Source organism: Rhodococcus sp. NPDC057529 (genome assembly GCF_042802055.1).
Taxonomy (GTDB): domain Bacteria; phylum Actinomycetota; class Actinomycetes; order Mycobacteriales; family Mycobacteriaceae; genus Rhodococcus_F.
The window spans coordinates 240,175-258,328 of the sequence record NZ_JBHVEY010000005.1 but is presented as its reverse complement, the minus strand read 5'-3'; the positions used below and the strand labels follow the sequence as shown (position 1 = coordinate 258,328).

Genomic DNA, 18,154 nt, shown 5'->3' with positions numbered 1-18,154 from the left:
CCGGCGATCATCGCCCGTCCGGAAGCGGAACGTTGATCGGCACGTCTCCGGAAGCGGGTCGTTGATCGAGACTCCCTGAGCTGCGCGTTCCCGTTTGACCCGTCCGGTGATGATTTTGCTTTCGGGGCGTCAATCGGGACACCCGAACGATCTGGAGCCGCGCATTCGGGGCGGTCAACGGCGGTCAGTTGACCCCCGATTCTGAAAGTGGGCGCGTCTCACAACGGTGGCTGATCCGCCACCGGCCCGCCACTCACCGTGAGATTCCGACTGATGGTCGTGCCACGGTTCTGGAGACCCTACACTCAGTCGAACTTCGAATTGTGATGCGCGATGACTTCCCGTGCGACGCCGGTGAGCTTGATGTTCATGTCCTGCGACGTCTTGCGCAACAGGTCGAAAGCCCGGTCCTCCGAGATGTCGTGGAACGCCATCAACAGCCCGATGGCTTTCCCGATCTCGCGGTTGCTCGCGAGGCCGTCGCGAAGCGTCTGCGCTTCCTGGTGTTCGTGGAGCGCTGTCAACGTCACCGCCGCGAACGCCGTGATCAGAATCGCTTGGTCGATCGATTCGTCGGTGAGTTCTCCGGGGTTGTCCGCGAACAGGTTGAGTGCGCCGACCTTCCGCCCACGGATGAGGAGCCGGAACCCTGCGGCACCTCGGACGGGCGTCTCGGCGATAGTCCGCCGGGCGAGCCGCGGCCATTGCGTCGAACGCGCGAGTTCGGTTTCTACCTGCGGTGCGTCATTCTCGATCGCATCGAGGCAGGGCCCTTCCTGCTCGGCTCGCTCGAGGGCGTCGACGTGCGCTGCGACCTCGTCGCTCGCCGCCACGGTGATGTGGCGATCATTCTGCTTCAGCATGAGGCTGGCATGCGCACACCCGGGGACAAGAGTGGCCGCGGCATCGCAGATGGCCCGGTAGACGTGATCGAAGTCGTCGCCGTTGTACACCATCTCTGCCAACTTCGCGAAGACAGCGCCGGGACCGTCGTCTCCCATACGTGCCGTCCCCGAAGGATCATCCGACATGACTCGCCTCCCGAGGTGCGACAACGCGACGTGAACCGGGCGCCGCGGTTCCCGCGACGTCCGCACAATTCTGCCAGAACGGCGACAACCGCCGGTGGCTCGACCACTGCCGTCGCTGCGACCAATGGGGGCTATCGAACAAAGTTTCGAACAACCTCGGGGGGTCTCGGGTGCGAGCGGTCTTCGCCGATGTCGCGAGTATCCGTGCGGACCGCAGGGCTCGGAAACTTCCGCGGTCCGAGTGGGATCGGGGTATTGCGTTGGTGCGCAGGGAGTCTTCGAACCGCGGCGGCCGGCATCTGGGGTTCGCGCATCCGCGAGCGTCGTGAGGCCACTCTGCCGGAGCACCGTGTAACACCGCTGCGGCGTTGCGCGACTTGTCTGTTAACGCGTTGACACCTACTCGGGTGTTCGGCACGCGCCACGAACGGATGGGGTAGACCATGGAACGTCGCGTTTCAGCACGCAAGGTCGCGCATCGACGGAGGATCGCAGGCAGTCTGGTCGCCCCTGGCGCCCTGGGACTGGCGGCACTGCTCGCGACGCCATGGTCGAACCCCGGCTCACCCGCCACGGCGGCGACAGCGTTGACGGCAGCGGCCTCGAATGCGTGCTACGACATGGTCAGCATCGCCGTGGCCGGCCGCGGCGACAGTCCGAGGCCGGGGACGCACCAGATGCTCGTGGCACCGGACGGCACGCCGCTTCCTGCGTCGTACTCGAGCAACTACACCAGCCCCTGGATCGATGAGGTGGTGAACGCGCCGCAGCAATCCGTCGGCGGTGGGTCCTACGCCGCGGTGTACATCGAGTACCCGGCGAACATGAACTCCTACGAGGACGCGGTGAACGCCGGCGTCGACAACACCGAAACCGTCATGCGCTCCATTCACGCGTCGTGCCCGGACACGAAGTTCTCGATCGTCGGCTACAGCGAAGGCGCCGACGTCGCGAGACGCGTTGCGATGGAAGTCGGGAACCAGGACGGCGAGGACGGCTCGTACGACATTCTGGATCCCGCTTCCGTCGTCGGCGTCGTCATCCTGGCGGACGCCGGCCGCACTCTCGGTGAAGGAGCATTTCCGGGCGCCGAGAACGAATTCCGCAATCCCGACGGCTTCGATCTCGTCTACCAGTCCGGTCAGACCGGCACACCCGGACGAGGTGCACTGCCCGGGACGTCCGGCAGTTTCGGCGCGTTGGACGGCAAGGTGGCATCGTTCTGCTCGGAAGGAGATCTGACCTGCTCCGCTCCCGAGAACATTGCGCTGCTGCAACTCGCAATCAACGTGGGACGCCAGTTGAACGTCGACGCGTTGCAGAAGGAGGGTCTGACGCCGGCGACGGGACAGGATCTCGCGGTGGTGATCGGGCAGATCGCTCTCGCCGCGTTCGCGGACATCCAGTCGCAGGACAATTGGATGCAGTCCGACGAGACGTTCCTCGACGTGTTGGTCAAGGTGTCGGATCCGGCGTACAAGCCCACCGAACCCGTTGCGGTGCAGTCCGACACGTCGGCCGGTCCGATCTCGTCCAATCAGGCGGTCGACCTGGTCTACCTGCCCGCGAAGGTGCGGAACGAAATCATCGGGTTCATCGCGGACAACCAGAACACGATCCAGGTGGCGATGAGCGATCCGTACCAGCAGACGTTGGGGGAGGGGACCGGCCACCACTTCGACTATTGGCGTGACGCGAATGCCGGGAACGGAAAACCGCTGACGTCTGCCCAGTACGCAGCGGCCTGGCTGACGCACCTGGCGCAGGAAGCGGAAAAGGGCGAGGCGCGCACGGCCGCGACTGCGCAGTCGACAGCGACACTCGCCGCCGCCTCGACGACGGACGCGGAAGCGGCGCAGGTCGCACCCACCACAACAGCCGCCGAGAAGCAGCCCTCGCCGGCCGGCAGCACGGTGGGTGCAACCACGACGACCACCCGCTCAGCGGCACCCACGACGGTCGCCTCCACGACATCGCCGGAACCCACGACCGCCGTGGAGGTGGCCGCAGTAACCACGACGCCGCCGTCTGTGCCGCAGGCCGTCTCGGAATCCTCCGCAGCCGCGACCATCACGGCCGAACCGACGACGACCACCGCTGCGGAGTCGGTGACCACCATCACGCCGGTCGTCACCACGACGACTGCGCAACCTGCGGGGTGAAGCGCTCAGCCTGGGCCGGCTTCGCGTGCCGCCCGTTCGACGCGGGCTCGGTAGCTCTCCCACCACGTGCGCTCGACTGTGGGCAGGTTGTCGTTGTCCGCCCTCAGCCCAGCGGTTCCGTCGACGAGTTCGCGGACGATGTCGGCGTGGCCCGCGTGCCGGTGAGTCTCGGCGATCACGTGTACGAGAATCCGATGCAGTGTGACGTCGCGGCGGTCTTCCGGCCAGTGCGGTATCCGCCCGGGCGCGTCGAGCGGCAACGCCCGGACGGTGGCATCGGCGTGCTCCCACGCCCGGCGGTACAGGCCGACGACGTAGTCGCGGGACTCGTCGGCCGTCGCCCACATGTCCACGTTGTCTTCGGCGTCGTCGGTCACCCACGGTGGGAAGTCCGCGGATCGGCCGAAGGGCTCACCGAAATAGCCGATCTCGACGCCGGTCAGGTGTTTGACCAGCCCCAGTAGGTTCGTGCCGGTCGCGGTCATCGGTCGGCGGATGTCGTACTCGGACAACCCGCCCAGCTTCCACAGCAGAGCATCGCGGGCGGTCTGGAGGTAGTCGTGGAGGTCCGCCTTCGGATCGGTCAATGCGCTTCCTGGTCCGTCACGGCATTCCTTCTGTGCTCGAGCGGCGATCGGGTGTGGTCAGTCGGTGTCGGCGTCTGCGGAGTCGTCCGTCAACTCGGGCGCGTTCTCTCTCGTGGCCATGCCACCGTCCTTGCCGTGATCGGCTGGGCCCGGGCGCCCGCCTTTGGGCTCGTCCCTCTCGTCGTGTGTGCTCTCGGACACGATCACTCTCTCCTTCCGCTGCCCCCGCTTCGCCTACCCGGAAGCCGTGAGACCGAAACGCGGGGCTCACCGATGCCGCGACTGCAGGACTGCGGCGAAACCCCAGAGTCCGCAGAACATCACCAGCGCGACAGCGGCGGCGACGCCTCCCGCGAGAGGTGAGATCACGAAGCTGAAGATCAACGCCACCACACCGATCAGTGCCAGGCCGAGGGTGGCGATACCGCAGATCGCGAGACGATGCGAGGCCGCGACGAGCTCGGGGAGTGCGTGCCTGCGGAAGAGCATGCGGTGCAGACCGACTGGCGCGACGAGCAGCATCGTCGACGTCACCGACAGGGCGACCGTCGCCAGATAGATGCCCACCTCGCTGTCTGTGAGGTCCTCGAAACGTTGCTGGAACGGCAGCGTCAGCAGGAATCCGGTGAGCAGCTGCACACCGGTCTGCACGACGCGCAGTTCCTGGAGAAGACCACTCCAGTTCCGGTCGAGCCGTTGAGTCCCGGTCTCGTGGCGGGCGCGGAAGTTCCAGTCGGCATCGTCGCGATCCGACCCTCGACTGTCCATCCCTTACGAATACCCCATTGCGGGTGCGAGACCACTGATTCGCGCGAAATCCGTTGCCGTCGATGCGCGGTTCGAGGACGTGGCGGACGCCGAAGAGACCGGGCCCGCCCATCGTGTGATGGGCGGGCCCGGTTCCGGGATGCGGGCGTCTATCGACGCCCGGTCACGAGCTTGACCAGGAACAGGAGTATCACCGCGCCGAGGAGACAGGTGAAGAAGCTGAACCAGAGGCCGCCGCCTTCGACGTCGGTGCCGAAGAGGCTGAGGATGAATCCGCCGAGGAGTCCACCGACGACTCCGACGACGATGTTGAGGATGATCCCCATCTGGGCGTCGGTCTTCATGATCTTGCTGCCGATCCACCCGGCGAGGCCGCCGATGATGATCCAGCCCAGAATTCCCAGTCCTAGCACGTATCAGTCCTTTCAGGGGTGAGTGTCATCCGGCGGTCGCCGGTGTCACTGTTCGGCGCGCTGGCGTGCTTCCTGCGCCTCGGCCTTGCCGCGAGCCTTCTCCGCTTCGGCTTCCTTCGCGGCCGCCTCGCGCTGAGCGGCGGCTTTGTCCTGCTGCGCCTTGCCCTCGCGGGTGAGGTCGTCCTGGCCGGACACCGCACCCACGGCTTCCTTCGCTTTGCCCTTGACGTCTTCGACGACGCCCTTGACGGCCTCTGCCGGTCCGCTGTCGTTCTCAGCCATGTTCGTCACCTTTCGATAGGGGAATGGTCGGTCCGTGCTCAGCGCGCTTGCGAGGCGGCCTGCTTCTCGGAGTGCGCACCATTGTTGGAGAGGCTGCCGCCGGAGTTCTCCAGGTGGGCGCGCACGAACCACTGGAACTTCTCGAGTTCGCCGGTCTGGCCGATGAGGAGGTCCTCGGTGATCGGGTCGAGTTCGCCTGTTTCGGCGATCGCTCTGCGGTTGTCCTCGACGACGCCGCTGTACACGAGGTCGAGGGCACCGAGGTGCGCCTGCGCCGTGTCACGGTTCACCGAGTAGTCGTCCCACGTGCGGTCACGGGTGATGGCGGCCGGTGTGCCGTCGGGCGATTTCCCCAGGGCGGCGATGCGTTCGGCGACCGCGTCTGCGTAGCCGCGCACCAGTTCGACCTGCGGGTCGATCATCTCGTGCACGCCGATGAAGTTCGGACCCACCACATTCCAGTGAATGTGCTTGAGCGTCAGATGAAGATCGTTGTATGCGCTGAGCCGCTTCTGCAGGATGTCGGCGACTCGCGCTCCCTGATCGTCGGAAAGACCTGGCACGGTGAACTTCGACATTCTCGGTCCTCTCTATCGCTTGCTGACTGCCTGCGGAACCCCGGGGCGTGGATGCCCCGTTCGGTCGCCTGCGTGTCGGGGCGGCGCCCGGTGAACTCACCGCGTACCCGTGACGGAAGGTCTCGAATCACGGGCCCTGACCTCGCCGGCGGCTTCTGTTCGTGTCGCCACGCGTTCTCGACTCGATCGCTGAAGTTCCGACACTTCGACCGTACTACAAAATCTATGTCTGGCAAATCAGATCTTCTGTGGCGAGTGACACGGATGCGTTGTGTCCGCCAGATCTCGATTGCGCAAACGCTCGGCCCGAACCGGCCCGTACTCGACAGAGACCCACTAGTTTCGGGTTGATTCGGCCAGGGGGCCGAAAGTGTGCACGCCGAGGAGGCGCAATGCTCAACGTGGTTCTGCTCGTGGTTCTGCTCGTTGCGAGCCTGGGAGGCGGCGCCGCGCTCCGCGGCCTCACCGATCGGAGGGCGGCACGATGAGCGCAGGCGACACACTGCCTGCCCGCCCGTCGACGGACCTGCAGACCGGCACGGTGCGATGGTTCAACGCCGATCAGGGTTTCGGGTTCCTCGCCCCGGCCGACGGTTCCGACGACGTCTTCGTCCACGTCTCCGAAATCGCGGGAGACGGTCACCGCGTCCTCGTGGACGGGCAGCGTGTCAGCTTCACCGTCTGCCGCACCGACACCGGCAATCAGGCACGCGACGTCCGGATCGCCTGAGACCCACCGAATCGGGTTCGTCGAACCACACGTCAGGGACACATTCGGGACACGTTCGCGCTTTCGTTCGCCGGCGGGTTGAGGGCCGCGGCAGCTGGGTACGCTGCCGAGAGTCGCAGAAACCGACGACACAGACGTGGAGTGCAGATGGCCGAGGTCGACGAGGTTAGACGAATGAAAACGAGATCCGGTGTGCCCGTGGAACTTCGTGTGGCGGCGGAGTTCGAACAATTGCCCGTGGTGCGCGCCGTGGCGGAAACGCTCGCCGTTCTGGGAGACTTCACGCTCGACGACGTCGCCGATATCAAACTTGCCGTGGACGAGGTGTGTTCGGAACTGATCGCGGCGACGCCGGGAAGTGCCGAACTGACGTGCTCCTTCGCCGTGACGGAAACCGGGTTGCACGTGAGCATCAGTGCACCGCTGAGCCGACGCGGGGTGCCCAACCGGGAGAGTTTCGGTTGGCACGTGCTCGAGACGTTGATGAATGGGGTGTCGGTGTCGGAGGGGCCCGTCGGTAACGGGTCCGTCGAGCGGACCGTGGCGGTGGAACTGGTCAAATACCGGGGCACCATCTAGTGTCACCGGTTTCGGAACGCAGCGAACGGCACCGTCCCGGCAGAGACGACTACAAGGACGTGGCGCCCGCGGTGGCGCGCCTGCGAACCCTGGAGGAGGCGTCGGGGGAGGCGTCCGCGCTGCGCGACGAGATCATCACACGCTGCCTTCCGCTGGCCGATCACATCGCCCGCCGGTTCGGTGGTCGCGGCGAGGCACACGAGGACCTGCTGCAGGTCGCCCGGCTCGGGCTGGTGAAGGCGGTCGACCGCTTCGATCCGGAGCGGGGCTTCGACTTCGTGTCCTACGCGGTGCCCACGATCATGGGTGAGGTTCGCCGGTACTTCCGCGACACCGGGTGGTCGATGCGGGTGCCCCGGCGCATGCAGGAACTCCACGCGTTGATCGCCAAGGCCGTCGACGAGCTGTCGCAGGAACTGGGGCGATCACCGTCGGCCAGTGAGATCGCCGCGGAACTCGAACTCGACGTCCGGGAAGTGTCCGAGGGCCTGCTCGCGAAGAATGCCTACCAAACCTTGTCGATGGATGCGGCCATGGGAGATGACCCCGACGACCTTCCCCTCGCCGAGACACTCGGCGAGGAGGACCCGGAGCTGGCGAACGTGGAGAGTCACGCCTCGGTGCGGCCGGCGCTGGAGAAACTTCCGCCGCTCGAACGGCGAGTGCTGATGTTGCGCTTCTTCGGGTCGATGACCCAGACGGAAATCGCCCAGCGCGTGGGCGTCTCGCAGATGCAGGTCTCGCGGATCCTGGCACGCACCCTGTCCGGGCTGCGAGAGCAGTTGGGCGGCGGCTGAGCCGACCGTATCGGCTCGTTCGAACCGCGTCCGACGAACGGGGGCCGCGCCCGGCGACGGGATCGGTGGACGAAGTCGGTTCCCGGGTCGAGTAAAGTCTTCTCGACGGTAGAGACAACTGCTGCGTTCGTTCAGTGGGTGTCCTGTCGGTTACACCCGGAATCCGAGGTGTATCCGAGAATGGCCGAGACTGCGGGTGAACGCCCTGAGTCGATGTCCCCTGATCTCGACGGGGCGACGATAGCCGCCCAATTGGGCTCCTTGGCAACCGCGTTGGACGAGTTCAATCGGAACTCCGGCTCACAAGTGGAGATGGGCCAGCTGCTGCAACGGGTCTGTGAGCAGGTGGTGGACGCGATCGCCGGCGCCGACATGGCCGGAATTTCGTTGCTCCGCGACGGACACGTGGAGACCGTCGCCTTCACCGACCAGGCGGTCCGGCAGATCGACATCGAGAACTTCCAGGCCATCGACGGCGACTACTTCGGTGTCGCGGGCACACGGAAGGTCGTCAAGGCGAGACTCGGGGAGGCCGCGACACGGTGGCCGTCCCTCGCCGACAACCTCGACCAGGCCGGCATGCGCAGTTTCCTGTCCGCGCCGCTCGCCGTCGACGAGGCCCTCGCCGGGACCCTCAACATCTACGGGCAGGGCGATCACGGTTTCAGTGAACTCGACGCCGTGGTGCTGCTCGTCTACACCACGGCGATCGAGGGGTTGCTCAGGAGCGCCCGCAGCGTGGAGTTGGCCAGGAACGAGGTGACGGGCCTCACGCGGGCCATGAAGAGCCGCGCCGTCATCGAGCAGGCCAAGGGGATCGTGATGGCGCTGCGGGGTGTGTCCGCGGACCAGGCGTTCGAGATCCTCGTCGCACAGTCGCAGCAGGAGCACGTGAAGTTGGCGGAGGTGGCGCGCCGCATCGTCGAATCGGTGACGACGAATCCGGAGTGAGGCCTGTGTGGCGGACGGCGATCAGTCGGTGGTGATCGGGGCCAGGGCGCCGAGGAAGGACTGCGCCCACCGGTGCACGTCGTGGTCGAGCACCTGCCGGTGCAGCCGCGACATGCGGCGTCGTCCGTGGTCCCGCTCCTGATCGAGTGCGGACACGATCGTGTTCTTCACGCCGTCGAGGTCGTGCGGGTTCACCAGGTAGGCGCCCCGGAGTTCGGCGGCGGCACCCGCGAATTCGCTGAGCACCAGCGCACCGCCCAGGTCGGCCCGGCAGGCGACGTATTCCTTCGCGACGAGATTCATACCGTCGCGCATCGGGGTGACGAGCATGACGTCGGCGGCGAGGAACAGCGCGATCAGCTCGCGGCGATCGACCGGCTGGTAGAGGTAGTGCACCACCGGCCGGCCGATCTGCCCGTGATCGCCGTTGATGTGGCTGACCTGTTCCTCGATGGAACTGCGCATCCTCATGTAGTGCTCGACGCGTTCACGGCTCGGGGTGGCGAGCTGCACCATCACGGTGTCGGACGGGTCGAGACGACCCTCGTCGAGCAGTTCGCCGAGCGCCGACAGCCGCAGGTCGATGCCCTTCGTGTAGTCGAGCCGGTCGACGCCGAGAAGGACCTTCCGGGGGTTCCCGAGCTCCCGGCGGATCTCCGCGGCCCGTTCGACGACCGCGGGGTCGGCGGCCTGTTCGACGAGTTGCCGGGTGTCGACGGAGATGGGGAACGCACCGACCTGGACGACACGGTCGTCGAGCGTCACCCGGCCGAGCGCGCCGCGCACGCCGGCGCCTGCCGGGGTGGCGTCGAGCCCGAGTAGCCTGCGGGCCAGGAACAGGAAGTTGTGGGCGCCCCCGGGCAGATGGAAGCCGACGAGGTCGGCCCCGAGAAGTCCCTCCACGATCTCCTTCCGCCACGGCAGCTGCATGAACAGCTCGACCGGCGGGAACGGGATGTGCAGAAAGAATCCGATGGTCAGATCGGGCCGCATCTCCCGGAGCAGGCGCGGCACCAGCTGGAGTTGATAGTCCTGCACCCACACGGTGGCGCCCTCGGCCGCGGTGCGCGCGGTCTCCTCCGCGAAGTGGCGATTCACGTCCAGGTAGGTGTGCCACCAATCCCGGTCGAAGACCGGGGCCTCCAGCACGTCGTGGTACAGCGGCCACAGCGTCGCGTTCGAGAAGCCCTCGTAGTACCGCGACACCGCGTCCGAACTCAACTCCACCGGGTACAGATCGATCCCACCGGAGACGATCGGTTCGACCTTCGTGTCGGGCACCCCCGGCCAGCCCACCCAGGAACCGCGCTCCCGGTCGAGCAGGATCGGCTCCAGGGCGGTGACGAGACCTCCGGGGCTGCGCTTCCAGCGTGTCGTTCCGTCGTCGAGTGTCTCCATGTCCACGGGCAGCCGGTTGGCGACCACCACGAAGTCGGACGTGCCGTGCGGAGCGGAATCGGTCACGCCGAGCGCCCACCCCGCCGCATTCCACCGGCAACCAGCCGGAACGCGTCCTCGAGGTCGGCGCAGAACGGGATGACCGCCGCCAGGTTCATCGCCGTCACCGGCCTGCGGAGAGCATTGTTCCCGGTCACCGCCCACGGCACGGTGAGCCGGTGCGCGCGGGCGGCCATGATCTCCAGAATCGGCAGCGCCGACGCGCACAGAAACTGGACGTCGGAGAGGTCGAGCACGAACGGCAACCGATCGTCGATCGCTTCCTCGAGGTGACTTCCGAAGGACGGGAGAGTGGTGACGTCGATGTCGCCGGAGATCCGGACGACCAGGATCCCCCCGGCGCCGGGCGCGCTGTCGACGACGAGTCGCCCGTGTTCCGGTTCGGCCGCCCAGCTGAACAGCGGCATACTCGTGGCGGGGTCGTGGGGTGTCGGCAGCGCACTGAGAACGGATTTCATGTCGTTTCCTCACGGTCGAGCGACGAAGGAGACAGGCACGAGGGGAGGCGCGGTGACCGTGCCCGTCCATTGCGGCTGGGGGCTCAACCGTGCAGGTCTCCGACGTTACCTCATTCTGCCGACGGTGGCAGGAGGCTTTTCGGCATCGGATTGCCTCCGCACCACGCCGCTTCTGCTTTCGACTGCGCCACAGCACTTCTCGTCAGGGAGCGGGGGGCTCTAGGTGCGGCGACGCCGCTTCTTGTGCGAACTGTCGCAGAACGGGGCGATGCTCGTCCCCCCGCACCGGCACAGCGCCACGGTGGCCCGCCCGCCGCCGATCGGGTTACCGTCGGTGTCGAGGATCCGCGCCGCACCACGCACCAGGAGCGGGCCGTCGGGGCAGACGGTGATGGTCACGTCGGATTCGCCGGCCCCGGATGTGGGAATGGAGTTCATATGACCACCTTGCACTCTCGGTCGGTATCGGGCACGGTGCCGCAGTCGGGAACGTCCATGCCCTGTCCGGCGCCGCGCGGTCCCGTCAGCGGCGTCCTGTTCCCCATTCTGCGCGGAGACGCCGCCGATGCCGAGCCGTTCGTGGGGGCGGCGCGTGCTCTCGCCGCGGCGGAACGGAGCGACCCGCGTGCGTTCCTGTTCGACGAGGACGCGCAGATCTGCCTGACTGCCCTGTACGAACTGCACCTGCAGGGGATCGCCGGGGTCGACGACCGGTGGGAGTGGGACAGCGACCTGATCGCCGCCCGGTCGGCGCTGGAGGTGCCGTTCGACGCTGCGATCGGCGCGCTCGCGGATCCACCGACGGGCGTCGACGACGTGGTGGCGGCGCTGTGGGAGATGACCGCACCCAGCACCGCGCCGGGGCTGTCCGGGCACATGGCCCACGACGCGGATCTCACCCAGTTCCGGGAACTGCTGATCCACCGCTCCCTCAACCAGTTGCGAGAGGCGGACGTGCACACGCTCGGCATTCCGCGGCTCGCGGGCGCGCCGAAGGCGGCGCTGGTGGAGGTGCAGTCCGACGAATACGGTGGTGGCCGACCCGAACGCATGCATTCGGCGTTGTTCGCGACGACGATGCGCGAACTCGGACTGTCCGACGCGTACGCGCACTACGTCGACGCGGTGCCCGCCGTCACGCTGGCGTCGCTGAACGCGCTGTCCCTGTTCGGTCTCCACCGCAGTCGTCTCGGGGCCCTGGTGGGGCACCTGTGCGCGGTGGAGACCACGTCCGCGTTGCCGAGCAAGAAGTACGCCGCCGGACTGCGCCGGCTCGGGTTCGGGACGGCGGCCACCCGGTTCTTCGACGAGCACGTGGAGGCCGACTCCGTGCACGAACAGATCGTGTGCCGGGACCTCGCCGGCGGGCTGGTCGCCGCCCGGCCCGCGGCGGCCGACGACGTCCTGCTGGGGGCCGCGGCGTGTCTCGCGTTCGACGACCTGGTCGGCGACCACGTCACCCGGTGCTGGGACCGCAATCGCACCTCCCTGCGGGAACCGGCCGGGTAGCGGTCAGGTGCCGGACGCGGCGACCGCGTTCTCCAGATCGGTCAGCGACGTCTCCAGGTGCGTGATGATCCGCTGGAGGTGCGGGACGGCGTGCCGATCGCCGACGACGCCGACGTCGAGCTGACCGGACCGGCTGGTGAGGGTGATGCTCAGCGCCTGCCCGCCGAGGACTGTCGGCGCCGGGTACACCGCGTCCAGACGGGCGCCGTTCCAGTACCGCGGCCGCGACGGGCCCGGCATGTAGGAGATCATGACGTTGAACGGCGGGGGAGTGTCGTCGACGAACCGGCGGACCGGTTCGAGCAGGATCGGGCTGATCGCCAGTGCGCTCATCACCTGGAACTGGGTGTGGCTCAGCGCCCCGAACACCCGATTGGTGTGCTCAACCGACTCGCTGATGCGGGCGAGGCGGGCGGCCGGGTCCGCTTCGTCGGTGGCCAGCCCGACGACCATCGCGCCGACGCCGTGGTCGCGGCCGCGCGGTCCGATCATGGTGCCGCCGAGGTCGAGCGGGACCGGCAGCATCGCCGTCAACGGCGCCTCGGGGAGGGCGTACTGCTCGACGAGATAGTGGCGCAGTGCCCCCGAGCACATCGCGAGTACCACCGCGTTGATCGTGGTGCGGGCGGCGGCGGCCACCGACACCAGGCGGCGGATCGGCCAGGACCGCGCCGCCAGTTTCCGGGCCCGGCCGACGGGAACGTTGAGCATCGTGGGCGGCGACTGCAGCGGAAGCGTCAGATGCTGGTCGCGGACACCGTCGTACGCGACTTTCGCGAGCGCGGGCAGCACCCCGACGATGCTGGTGGCCGCCCGCACCCCGGCCCGGACCGCGGCGACAGGCAGCGCGGATTCGCGCCGCGCCGTGCCGGACACCCCGGGCGTCCACGGTGCAGGGCAGTCGCGGGCGTCGGGGTCGGTCGACAGCGCGTGGTGGAGGAGCCGCAGCCCCGCCGGGCCGTCCATCAGCGACAGGTGGATCTTCGAGAACACGGCCGTCCGCCCGTCCGCGAGTCCCTCGATGACGTGGATCTCCCACATCGGGTGTTGCGGATCGAGCGGCATGCCGTGCATCTGGGACACCAGCGACAGCAGGTCCTCCATGCGTCCCCGCCCCGGCACCGCGGTGTGCCGCACGTGGTAGCCGAGATCGATACGGTCGTCGAACGACCACCACGGGTAACTGGCGCCCCGCAGCGGGCGGACGGCGCGCCGGCGGAACGTGTCGGACGCACCCTCCTGCGAGATCAGCGCCTCGTACATCACCCGGGCGTGATCGGGTCCCGATTCGCGCGGCGGCTCGAACAGTTCGAGCGCACCCATGTGCATGGGGTGCGAGGGTGTCTCGAACAGCACGAACATCGCCTCGGTGGGACTCATCACCGACATGCAGCGCCTCTTTCTCATGCTCGGGACACGACCCCGAGCATGCCCCGGCGCATCCCACGTCTCCAGGGTAAGCAGAACATGGAAACTTCTTCCACAGGGCCGTTTTCGCGCCGCGCCTGCTCACCCTCGATCGAGCTGCGGAAACACCGTCTCGCGGGCGAGGAGCAGCACGGCGGCGGCCACCGGAATCGCGAGGAGCGCCCCGACGATACCCAGCAGGGCCCCGCCGATCAGGACGGCGACGACGGTGACCATCGGAGGCACCTTGACGGTTCTGCCGATGATGCGGGGAACGAGGAGATAGTCCTCGAACAGGCGGAGGGCGATGAAGAAGACGATGGTCGCCAGCGACACCGGCAGCGACACGGTCAGGGCGACCAGCGCCACCACGACACCGGCGAGGGTGGAACCGACCACCGGAATCAGGTCCAGCACGGCGACGAGGACGGCCAGCAACAGCGGGTAGGGGACGTCGAAGGCGACCAGCCACACGAACGTGAGGACGGCGGTGATCAGCGAGATCAGGAGGTTCCCGAGCACGTAGCCGCCGACCTTCGCGAAGATCTCGTCGCCGATCAGAATCGTCCGCGGTCGCCGCGTGTTCGGGGCCAGGCGGTACAGGGAGGCCCGGATGTGCCCGAAGTCGGCCAGGAAGTACGCGGTGAGCACGACCACGATCACCGTGCCGCTGATGGCGCTGAACACGAACTTGCCCGCGCCGACGATCCCGCCGAGCACCACCGGCGCATTGTCCGCGTCGAGCGCCCGGCGCAGTTCGTCCTGCAGGTGGAAGCGGGTGCTCAGTTCCTGCAGGACCGGGTAACGCTGCTCGAGGTGGCCCAGGTAGTCGGGGGCGTTGTGCACGAGAGCGCCGCCCTGGTTCACCATCGGCGGGATCGCCGCGGCGAGGAACCCGGCCAGTATCGCGAACGCGACAACGAAAACCGTTGCGACAGCCGCCCATCGGGGCAACCCGTGTCGCACCAGCCAGGACACGGCCGGTTCGAGACCGATCGCGAGGAAGGCGGCGACGGCGATGAGCACCAGCACCCCGCGGGCCGCGAGAACGACCTCGATCAGCGCGTACGTGACGGCGACACCGGCGGCCCCGGCCATGCCGATGAAGAACGGGGACCGGCGGTCGAACCGCGGGCCGGGTGTGCCCAGCGGATGCGCGGCCGTGCTGATGCGCGCCGCGCCCTGCTCGGCGGCGACGATCGGCTGCTCCTGCGCGGAGGAATGCGGTTGGGCCACATTGTCGTCGTGGCCTTCGGCGCCACCGGTCACGGTCGTTTGACGACTCTGTCCCGCCGTCCGCCACCGGCGGCGGCGTTGCCGATGCGGGGACAGCGATCCGCGGCGGCCGGCCCGGCGGGGCCTGCACCGTGCCCGCCCGGCAGTGCCGGTGTGGAGCGGCAGTAGTCGTCGATCAACTCCACCGCACGTTCCGCGCACACGGCGGGCGACGGCATCCGGCCGAGGCCGAGACCGTCGATCACGACGACGCTGCGGCGGCCCAGTCCCTCGACTCCGAGCGACCAGCCGAAGGTCCGGTTCCACGCCAGCACCGCGTTGCGGCCGGGCAGGTAGTGCAACCGGAACGGCAGCACGAGGACGGCGTCGAATCCGTCGCAGTCCCACCAGTCGATGGAATCGGCGTGAACGCTCCTGGCCACCGTGTGGATGTAGTCCCGAACGGTGCGGGTGTCGGCAATGCCTGTTCCGCTCTTCATGGTCCACCCCTCAGCTGTGTGTCGATCGACATACCCGGCCCCGCGACAGTTGAAACTTCACCCACCGGTGGGTGTTCGAGGGGCGCAGCCCGACGGTCTGCGGGTAACCTCGCCGCATGCCGTACTTGGAACGCTCGGGTGATGTGTTCGTCCTGCATTTCGGGGAGGAGGGGGAACGGGACAGCGAGAACGCCTTCCACCCGGACTGGATCGCGAGTGTCGACGGCCTCCTCGACCGGGTCGAGCAGCACGACGGCCCCGCCGCGCTGGTGACGACCGCAATCGGAAAGTTCTACTCCACCGGTCTCGACACCGCCTGGGTCCTCGCCAACACCGACAAGCTGAACTCCTACATCGACCGTGTGCAGGCGCTGTTCGCGCGGATTCTCACCTTCCCGCTCCCCACCGTGGCCGCGCTGACCGGGCACACCTTCGGCGGCGGGGCCATCCTCGCGGCCGCGCACGACCACCGCGTGATGCGGGAGGACCGCGGCTACTTCTGCTTGCCGGGGATCACCATCGGGGCGAGCTACGCACCCGGCAGCATCGCACTGCTCGCGGCCCGCCTGCCCGCCCGGGCGGTGCACACCGCCCTGGTGACCGGCCGCCGGTACGGCGGCGTCGCGGCGAAGGAAGTCGGATTCGTCGACGAGGTCGCTCCCGAACAGCAGGTGCTCGCGCATGCCGTCGCACACGCGCAGGGACTCGTCGCGACGCGTGGCCGCACGCTCGGCGAGATCAAGTCCTCCCTCTACGCCGACGCCGTCGCCTCGCTCCGCACCCCGGTCGCGAACCTCGAGACGCAGGAGGCGTTGAACGGCGGCTGACGAGCCACCACCCACATCGAGGGGTGTCTGCCGGGAAAACGGGTACTACTCCCGCGAGGAACGGGGCGTCGGGCATCCGTTCCCACCGGCACCCCGGAGGCGACCACCATGAAACGCGTACTGACACTTGTCCTGCCGATCCTGCTGTCCGCGTTCGCGCTGGTTGCATGCGGTAGCGGCAGCGACGACTCGTCCGCTTCCTCCGAATCGGAGCACGGCGGGGACCACATGATGACCGACATGCCGTCGATGTCGATGTCGATGCCGATGTCCATGCCTGCGGGTGCGCGGGAGATCGTGATCAGCGACTTCAAATACACCCTGCCCGGCACGTTCGCACCGGGAGAGCAGGTCACCGTCCGCAACGACGACACCGCCGAACACACCGTGACCGCAGACACCGGCGACCTGTTCGACGTGGAGGTCGAACCGGGCGCGACCGCGACGTTCACGGTGCCCGGCCAGCCGGGCACCTTCGCCTTCCACTGCACCTACCACCCGAACATGGTGGGGACGCTCGAAGTGCGGTGATGGTCAGTCCAGCGGCTCGATGCGGAACACGTCGCACCGGTCGGCCGCGGCCGCGAACGCCTCCGGAGAGGAGTTCGCGACCGTCCCGGCTTTCAGGAACATGGTGACCCCGTGCGGCACCCGGATCGGGAACTCGCGGAGGATCCGGGCCCGCTCCGACATCGGCAGAGGGACCAGCCGAACACGCTGGCGGTGGCGCCCGCGGGTCAGTTGGCCGCGCCCGGCCGCGCGGGCGTTCTTCGCCCAATCCGATTCCGCGTACCCGGCGACGATATAGCGCTCGCCGTCCACCTCGTACGGCGAGACCGGCGTCGACCGCGGCACCCCCGTCCTCCGGCCCGGCACGGTGAGCGCCGGCATCGGCATCGGAACCCCCAGCCGATGCAGGCCGACGATCACCCTGTTGACGTGGCCGAGATACCACGGCGGCAACACTCGTCCCGTCCGGCGCACCATGTGCTCGACTATTCCGAATCCGTCGCGCTCGTGGCAACCACCTCGGGCCGATCGGGCTGCTCGCTGTCCCGCCACCAGCAGAAGACGAACAACGCCAGTGACGCGACGAGGGTGGACACCACCCACACCGTGAGGGCGATGTCGACCCACGACCCGATCGGCGGGCTTCCCGGCAGGATTCCGCGCAACGGCACGACCGCGAACAGCATCGCCGCCATCCAGCCGAGCATGTCCGTGTTGACGGCCCGCTTCCGCCGGAACGTCTGCAGCGCGACGAACGCGGCGAGCCCCGCGAGGATCGTCATCATCAGCAGGAGGATGCCGGCGTAGATCAGGTTCCCGCCCGTGCGCGCGAACAACAGCGCGGCGCCGGTACCGTTCCGCGAGAGGTCCGTGTCGACGGTCACCGCTTCGGCCCGCGCCTTCCACCCGTCGACTCTGCCGTCCACGAGGAGACCCGTGGGCAGCAGTGCACGGTCGGCACCGGCGCCCTCGTACGCCTCCACGACCATCGGGTTCACCTCGAACCGGTCGAACGGCCAATACGCCGCGTTGCCGGTGGCGATGAACTCGGTGTCGAACGTCGTCGGAGCGGCGCCCGCCCGGAACACGATCTCCTCGTGACTGGTGCTCGGGAAGAGCAGCAGGGTGATGTCCCGATTCAGGGTGTCGCCGTTGGCGTGCAGGTACTCCTCGCCGACGGCGATCGTCACCTCTGCCTGCACCCGATCGGTCGTCGGCTGCAGCGATTTCGCCGTCACCAGGACCACGACCTCGTCGTGACTGCCCTCGAACGGCCCCTCGTCCTCGCCGGTGCGGCTGCTCAACCCGTACACGGTGAGCGACGCCGCGTAGATCAACGCGAGGAGCAGCGCCGGGGCGACCCATCGGAGGCGGGGATGGTGAGAGTTCATG

At 67.8% G+C, this 18,154-nt stretch carries 23 protein-coding genes and 1 pseudogene; 9 read left to right on the top strand and 15 right to left on the bottom strand.

Features of this window, described 5'->3' with window-relative positions; genetic code table 11:
- Window positions 1–305: 305 nt before the first annotated feature.
- Window positions 306–1,031: a GAF and ANTAR domain-containing protein gene (locus ACFU5V_RS12170; RefSeq protein ID WP_378437185.1), complete on the bottom strand. Its 726-nt coding sequence runs from the start codon at window positions 1,029–1,031 to the stop codon at window positions 306–308.
- Window positions 1,032–1,201: 170 nt separating this feature from the next.
- On the opposite strand from ACFU5V_RS12170, the pseudogene ACFU5V_RS12165 reads away from it, so the two are divergent.
- Window positions 1,202–1,342, top strand: a pseudogene (locus ACFU5V_RS12165) (HNH endonuclease); the annotation flags it as partial.
- A gap of 132 nt (window positions 1,343–1,474) precedes the next feature.
- Window positions 1,475–3,193 carry a cutinase family protein gene (locus ACFU5V_RS12160; protein WP_378699376.1) on the top strand — a complete coding sequence of 573 codons (1,719 nt, stop codon included), beginning with the start codon at window positions 1,475–1,477 and terminating at the stop codon, window positions 3,191–3,193.
- 5 nt (window positions 3,194–3,198) lie between these two features.
- Here ACFU5V_RS12160 and ACFU5V_RS12155 read toward each other — a convergent pair whose 3' ends face one another.
- The 6 genes from ACFU5V_RS12155 to ACFU5V_RS12130 form a co-directional block, all read right to left on the bottom strand.
- The gene (locus ACFU5V_RS12155) at window positions 3,199–3,780 is read right to left on the bottom strand and encodes a DinB family protein (RefSeq protein WP_378437189.1); all 582 of its coding nucleotides are present in this window, start codon (window positions 3,778–3,780) and stop codon (window positions 3,199–3,201) included.
- Window positions 3,781–3,837: 57 nt separating this feature from the next.
- Window positions 3,838–3,981, bottom strand: coding sequence for a hypothetical protein (locus ACFU5V_RS12150; RefSeq protein WP_378437193.1), 144 nt, complete (start codon window positions 3,979–3,981; stop codon window positions 3,838–3,840).
- A gap of 66 nt (window positions 3,982–4,047) precedes the next feature.
- Window positions 4,048–4,548: a DUF6328 family protein gene (locus ACFU5V_RS12145; protein ID WP_378437191.1), complete on the bottom strand. Its 501-nt coding sequence runs from the start codon at window positions 4,546–4,548 to the stop codon at window positions 4,048–4,050.
- Window positions 4,549–4,697: 149 nt separating this feature from the next.
- Entirely contained in the window at window positions 4,698–4,961 is a 264-nt protein-coding gene (locus ACFU5V_RS12140) for a GlsB/YeaQ/YmgE family stress response membrane protein (RefSeq protein WP_095864160.1), read from the bottom strand.
- Between the two features lie 45 nt (window positions 4,962–5,006).
- Window positions 5,007–5,243, bottom strand: a complete 237-nt coding sequence (locus ACFU5V_RS12135) for a CsbD family protein (protein WP_378442461.1) — start codon at window positions 5,241–5,243, stop codon at window positions 5,007–5,009.
- 38 nt (window positions 5,244–5,281) lie between these two features.
- Entirely contained in the window at window positions 5,282–5,821 is a 540-nt protein-coding gene (locus tag ACFU5V_RS12130; RefSeq protein WP_378442459.1) for a Dps family protein, read from the bottom strand.
- A 484-nt stretch (window positions 5,822–6,305) separates the two neighbouring features.
- Here ACFU5V_RS12130 and ACFU5V_RS12125 point away from each other — a divergent pair, with 484 nt between their 5' ends.
- The 4 genes from ACFU5V_RS12125 to ACFU5V_RS12110 all read left to right on the top strand — a co-directional run bounded on the left by ACFU5V_RS12125 (window position 6,306) and on the right by ACFU5V_RS12110 (window position 8,878).
- Window positions 6,306–6,551, top strand: coding sequence for a cold shock domain-containing protein (locus ACFU5V_RS12125; protein ID WP_378442457.1), 246 nt, complete (start codon window positions 6,306–6,308; stop codon window positions 6,549–6,551).
- A gap of 147 nt (window positions 6,552–6,698) precedes the next feature.
- Window positions 6,699–7,130, top strand: a complete 432-nt coding sequence (locus ACFU5V_RS12120; RefSeq protein WP_378699374.1) for an ATP-binding protein — start codon at window positions 6,699–6,701, stop codon at window positions 7,128–7,130.
- Window positions 7,130–7,927, top strand: a complete 798-nt coding sequence (locus ACFU5V_RS12115; protein ID WP_378434149.1) for a SigB/SigF/SigG family RNA polymerase sigma factor — start codon at window positions 7,130–7,132, stop codon at window positions 7,925–7,927. Before ACFU5V_RS12120 ends, ACFU5V_RS12115 begins: the two co-directional genes overlap by 1 nt.
- 180 nt (window positions 7,928–8,107) lie before the next feature.
- Complete coding sequence (locus tag ACFU5V_RS12110) at window positions 8,108–8,878, top strand: GAF and ANTAR domain-containing protein (RefSeq protein ID WP_378434150.1); 771 nt, start codon at window positions 8,108–8,110, stop codon at window positions 8,876–8,878.
- 21 nt (window positions 8,879–8,899) lie between these two features.
- Here ACFU5V_RS12110 and ACFU5V_RS12105 read toward each other — a convergent pair whose 3' ends face one another.
- The 3 genes from ACFU5V_RS12105 to ACFU5V_RS12095 form a co-directional block, all read right to left on the bottom strand.
- Window positions 8,900–10,342 (bottom strand): trehalose-6-phosphate synthase, encoded by a 1,443-nt coding sequence (locus ACFU5V_RS12105; protein ID WP_378699372.1) that lies wholly within the window; start codon window positions 10,340–10,342, stop codon window positions 8,900–8,902.
- Window positions 10,339–10,794 carry an STAS domain-containing protein gene (locus ACFU5V_RS12100; RefSeq protein ID WP_378699370.1) on the bottom strand — a complete coding sequence of 152 codons (456 nt, stop codon included), beginning with the start codon at window positions 10,792–10,794 and terminating at the stop codon, window positions 10,339–10,341. The genes ACFU5V_RS12105 and ACFU5V_RS12100 overlap by 4 nt, the downstream gene beginning before the upstream one ends.
- Before the next feature lie 219 nt (window positions 10,795–11,013).
- On the bottom strand, window positions 11,014–11,232 hold the full coding sequence (locus ACFU5V_RS12095) for a CDGSH iron-sulfur domain-containing protein (RefSeq protein WP_378434155.1): 219 nt from the start codon (window positions 11,230–11,232) through the stop codon (window positions 11,014–11,016).
- Between ACFU5V_RS12095 and ACFU5V_RS12090 the strand changes: the two genes are divergently transcribed.
- On the top strand, window positions 11,233–12,303 hold the full coding sequence (locus ACFU5V_RS12090) for an iron-containing redox enzyme family protein (protein WP_378699367.1): 1,071 nt from the start codon (window positions 11,233–11,235) through the stop codon (window positions 12,301–12,303).
- Window positions 12,304–12,306: 3 nt separating this feature from the next.
- On the opposite strand, the gene ACFU5V_RS12085 is transcribed toward ACFU5V_RS12090, so the two are convergent.
- The 3 genes from ACFU5V_RS12085 to ACFU5V_RS12075 all read right to left on the bottom strand — a co-directional run bounded on the left by ACFU5V_RS12085 (window position 12,307) and on the right by ACFU5V_RS12075 (window position 15,425).
- Window positions 12,307–13,692 carry a wax ester/triacylglycerol synthase family O-acyltransferase gene (locus ACFU5V_RS12085; RefSeq protein WP_378434159.1) on the bottom strand — a complete coding sequence of 462 codons (1,386 nt, stop codon included), beginning with the start codon at window positions 13,690–13,692 and terminating at the stop codon, window positions 12,307–12,309.
- A gap of 120 nt (window positions 13,693–13,812) precedes the next feature.
- Window positions 13,813–14,979 (bottom strand): AI-2E family transporter, encoded by a 1,167-nt coding sequence (locus tag ACFU5V_RS12080; protein WP_378699365.1) that lies wholly within the window; start codon window positions 14,977–14,979, stop codon window positions 13,813–13,815.
- Window positions 14,976–15,425, bottom strand: coding sequence for a DUF6292 family protein (locus tag ACFU5V_RS12075; protein WP_378699364.1), 450 nt, complete (start codon window positions 15,423–15,425; stop codon window positions 14,976–14,978). Before ACFU5V_RS12075 ends, ACFU5V_RS12080 begins: the two co-directional genes overlap by 4 nt.
- Before the next feature lie 116 nt (window positions 15,426–15,541).
- Between ACFU5V_RS12075 and ACFU5V_RS12070 the strand changes: the two genes are divergently transcribed.
- Window positions 15,542–16,252 (top strand): enoyl-CoA hydratase/isomerase family protein, encoded by a 711-nt coding sequence (locus tag ACFU5V_RS12070; RefSeq protein WP_378699362.1) that lies wholly within the window; start codon window positions 15,542–15,544, stop codon window positions 16,250–16,252.
- Window positions 16,253–16,360: 108 nt separating this feature from the next.
- On the top strand, window positions 16,361–16,783 hold the full coding sequence (locus ACFU5V_RS12065) for a cupredoxin domain-containing protein (RefSeq protein WP_378699360.1): 423 nt from the start codon (window positions 16,361–16,363) through the stop codon (window positions 16,781–16,783).
- Window positions 16,784–16,786: 3 nt separating this feature from the next.
- Here the strand turns inward: ACFU5V_RS12065 and ACFU5V_RS12060 are convergent, their stop codons facing one another.
- Window positions 16,787–17,239 (bottom strand): nitroreductase family deazaflavin-dependent oxidoreductase, encoded by a 453-nt coding sequence (locus ACFU5V_RS12060; RefSeq protein ID WP_378699358.1) that lies wholly within the window; start codon window positions 17,237–17,239, stop codon window positions 16,787–16,789.
- Window positions 17,240–17,247: 8 nt separating this feature from the next.
- A complete protein-coding gene (locus ACFU5V_RS12055; protein ID WP_378699356.1) occupies window positions 17,248–18,153 on the bottom strand; it encodes a DUF4436 family protein in 906 nt (301 codons plus the stop codon).
- Window position 18,154 lies beyond the last annotated feature (1 nt).

Bases quoted from the DNA above. Each gene is read 5' to 3' on its own strand.
- ACFU5V_RS12170 (WP_378437185.1), bottom strand. From the start codon at position 1,031: ATGTCGGATGATCCTTCGGGGACGGCACGTATGGGAGACGACGGTCCC.
- ACFU5V_RS12160 (WP_378699376.1), top strand. From the start codon at position 1,475: ATGGAACGTCGCGTTTCAGCACGCAAGGTCGCGCATCGACGGAGGATC.
- ACFU5V_RS12145 (WP_378437191.1), bottom strand. From the start codon at position 4,548: ATGGACAGTCGAGGGTCGGATCGCGACGATGCCGACTGGAACTTCCGC.
- ACFU5V_RS12135 (WP_378442461.1), bottom strand. From the start codon at position 5,243: ATGGCTGAGAACGACAGCGGACCGGCAGAGGCCGTCAAGGGCGTCGTC.
- ACFU5V_RS12130 (WP_378442459.1), bottom strand. From the start codon at position 5,821: ATGTCGAAGTTCACCGTGCCAGGTCTTTCCGACGATCAGGGAGCGCGA.
- ACFU5V_RS12125 (WP_378442457.1), top strand. From the start codon at position 6,306: ATGAGCGCAGGCGACACACTGCCTGCCCGCCCGTCGACGGACCTGCAG.
- ACFU5V_RS12120 (WP_378699374.1), top strand. From the start codon at position 6,699: ATGGCCGAGGTCGACGAGGTTAGACGAATGAAAACGAGATCCGGTGTG.
- ACFU5V_RS12110 (WP_378434150.1), top strand. From the start codon at position 8,108: ATGGCCGAGACTGCGGGTGAACGCCCTGAGTCGATGTCCCCTGATCTC.
- ACFU5V_RS12100 (WP_378699370.1), bottom strand. From the start codon at position 10,794: ATGAAATCCGTTCTCAGTGCGCTGCCGACACCCCACGACCCCGCCACG.
- ACFU5V_RS12095 (WP_378434155.1), bottom strand. From the start codon at position 11,232: ATGAACTCCATTCCCACATCCGGGGCCGGCGAATCCGACGTGACCATC.
- ACFU5V_RS12090 (WP_378699367.1), top strand. From the start codon at position 11,233: ATGACCACCTTGCACTCTCGGTCGGTATCGGGCACGGTGCCGCAGTCG.
- ACFU5V_RS12085 (WP_378434159.1), bottom strand. From the start codon at position 13,692: ATGTCGGTGATGAGTCCCACCGAGGCGATGTTCGTGCTGTTCGAGACA.
- ACFU5V_RS12075 (WP_378699364.1), bottom strand. From the start codon at position 15,425: ATGAAGAGCGGAACAGGCATTGCCGACACCCGCACCGTTCGGGACTAC.
- ACFU5V_RS12070 (WP_378699362.1), top strand. From the start codon at position 15,542: ATGCCGTACTTGGAACGCTCGGGTGATGTGTTCGTCCTGCATTTCGGG.
- ACFU5V_RS12065 (WP_378699360.1), top strand. From the start codon at position 16,361: ATGAAACGCGTACTGACACTTGTCCTGCCGATCCTGCTGTCCGCGTTC.
- ACFU5V_RS12060 (WP_378699358.1), bottom strand. From the start codon at position 17,239: ATGGTGCGCCGGACGGGACGAGTGTTGCCGCCGTGGTATCTCGGCCAC.
- ACFU5V_RS12055 (WP_378699356.1), bottom strand. From the start codon at position 18,153: ATGAACTCTCACCATCCCCGCCTCCGATGGGTCGCCCCGGCGCTGCTC.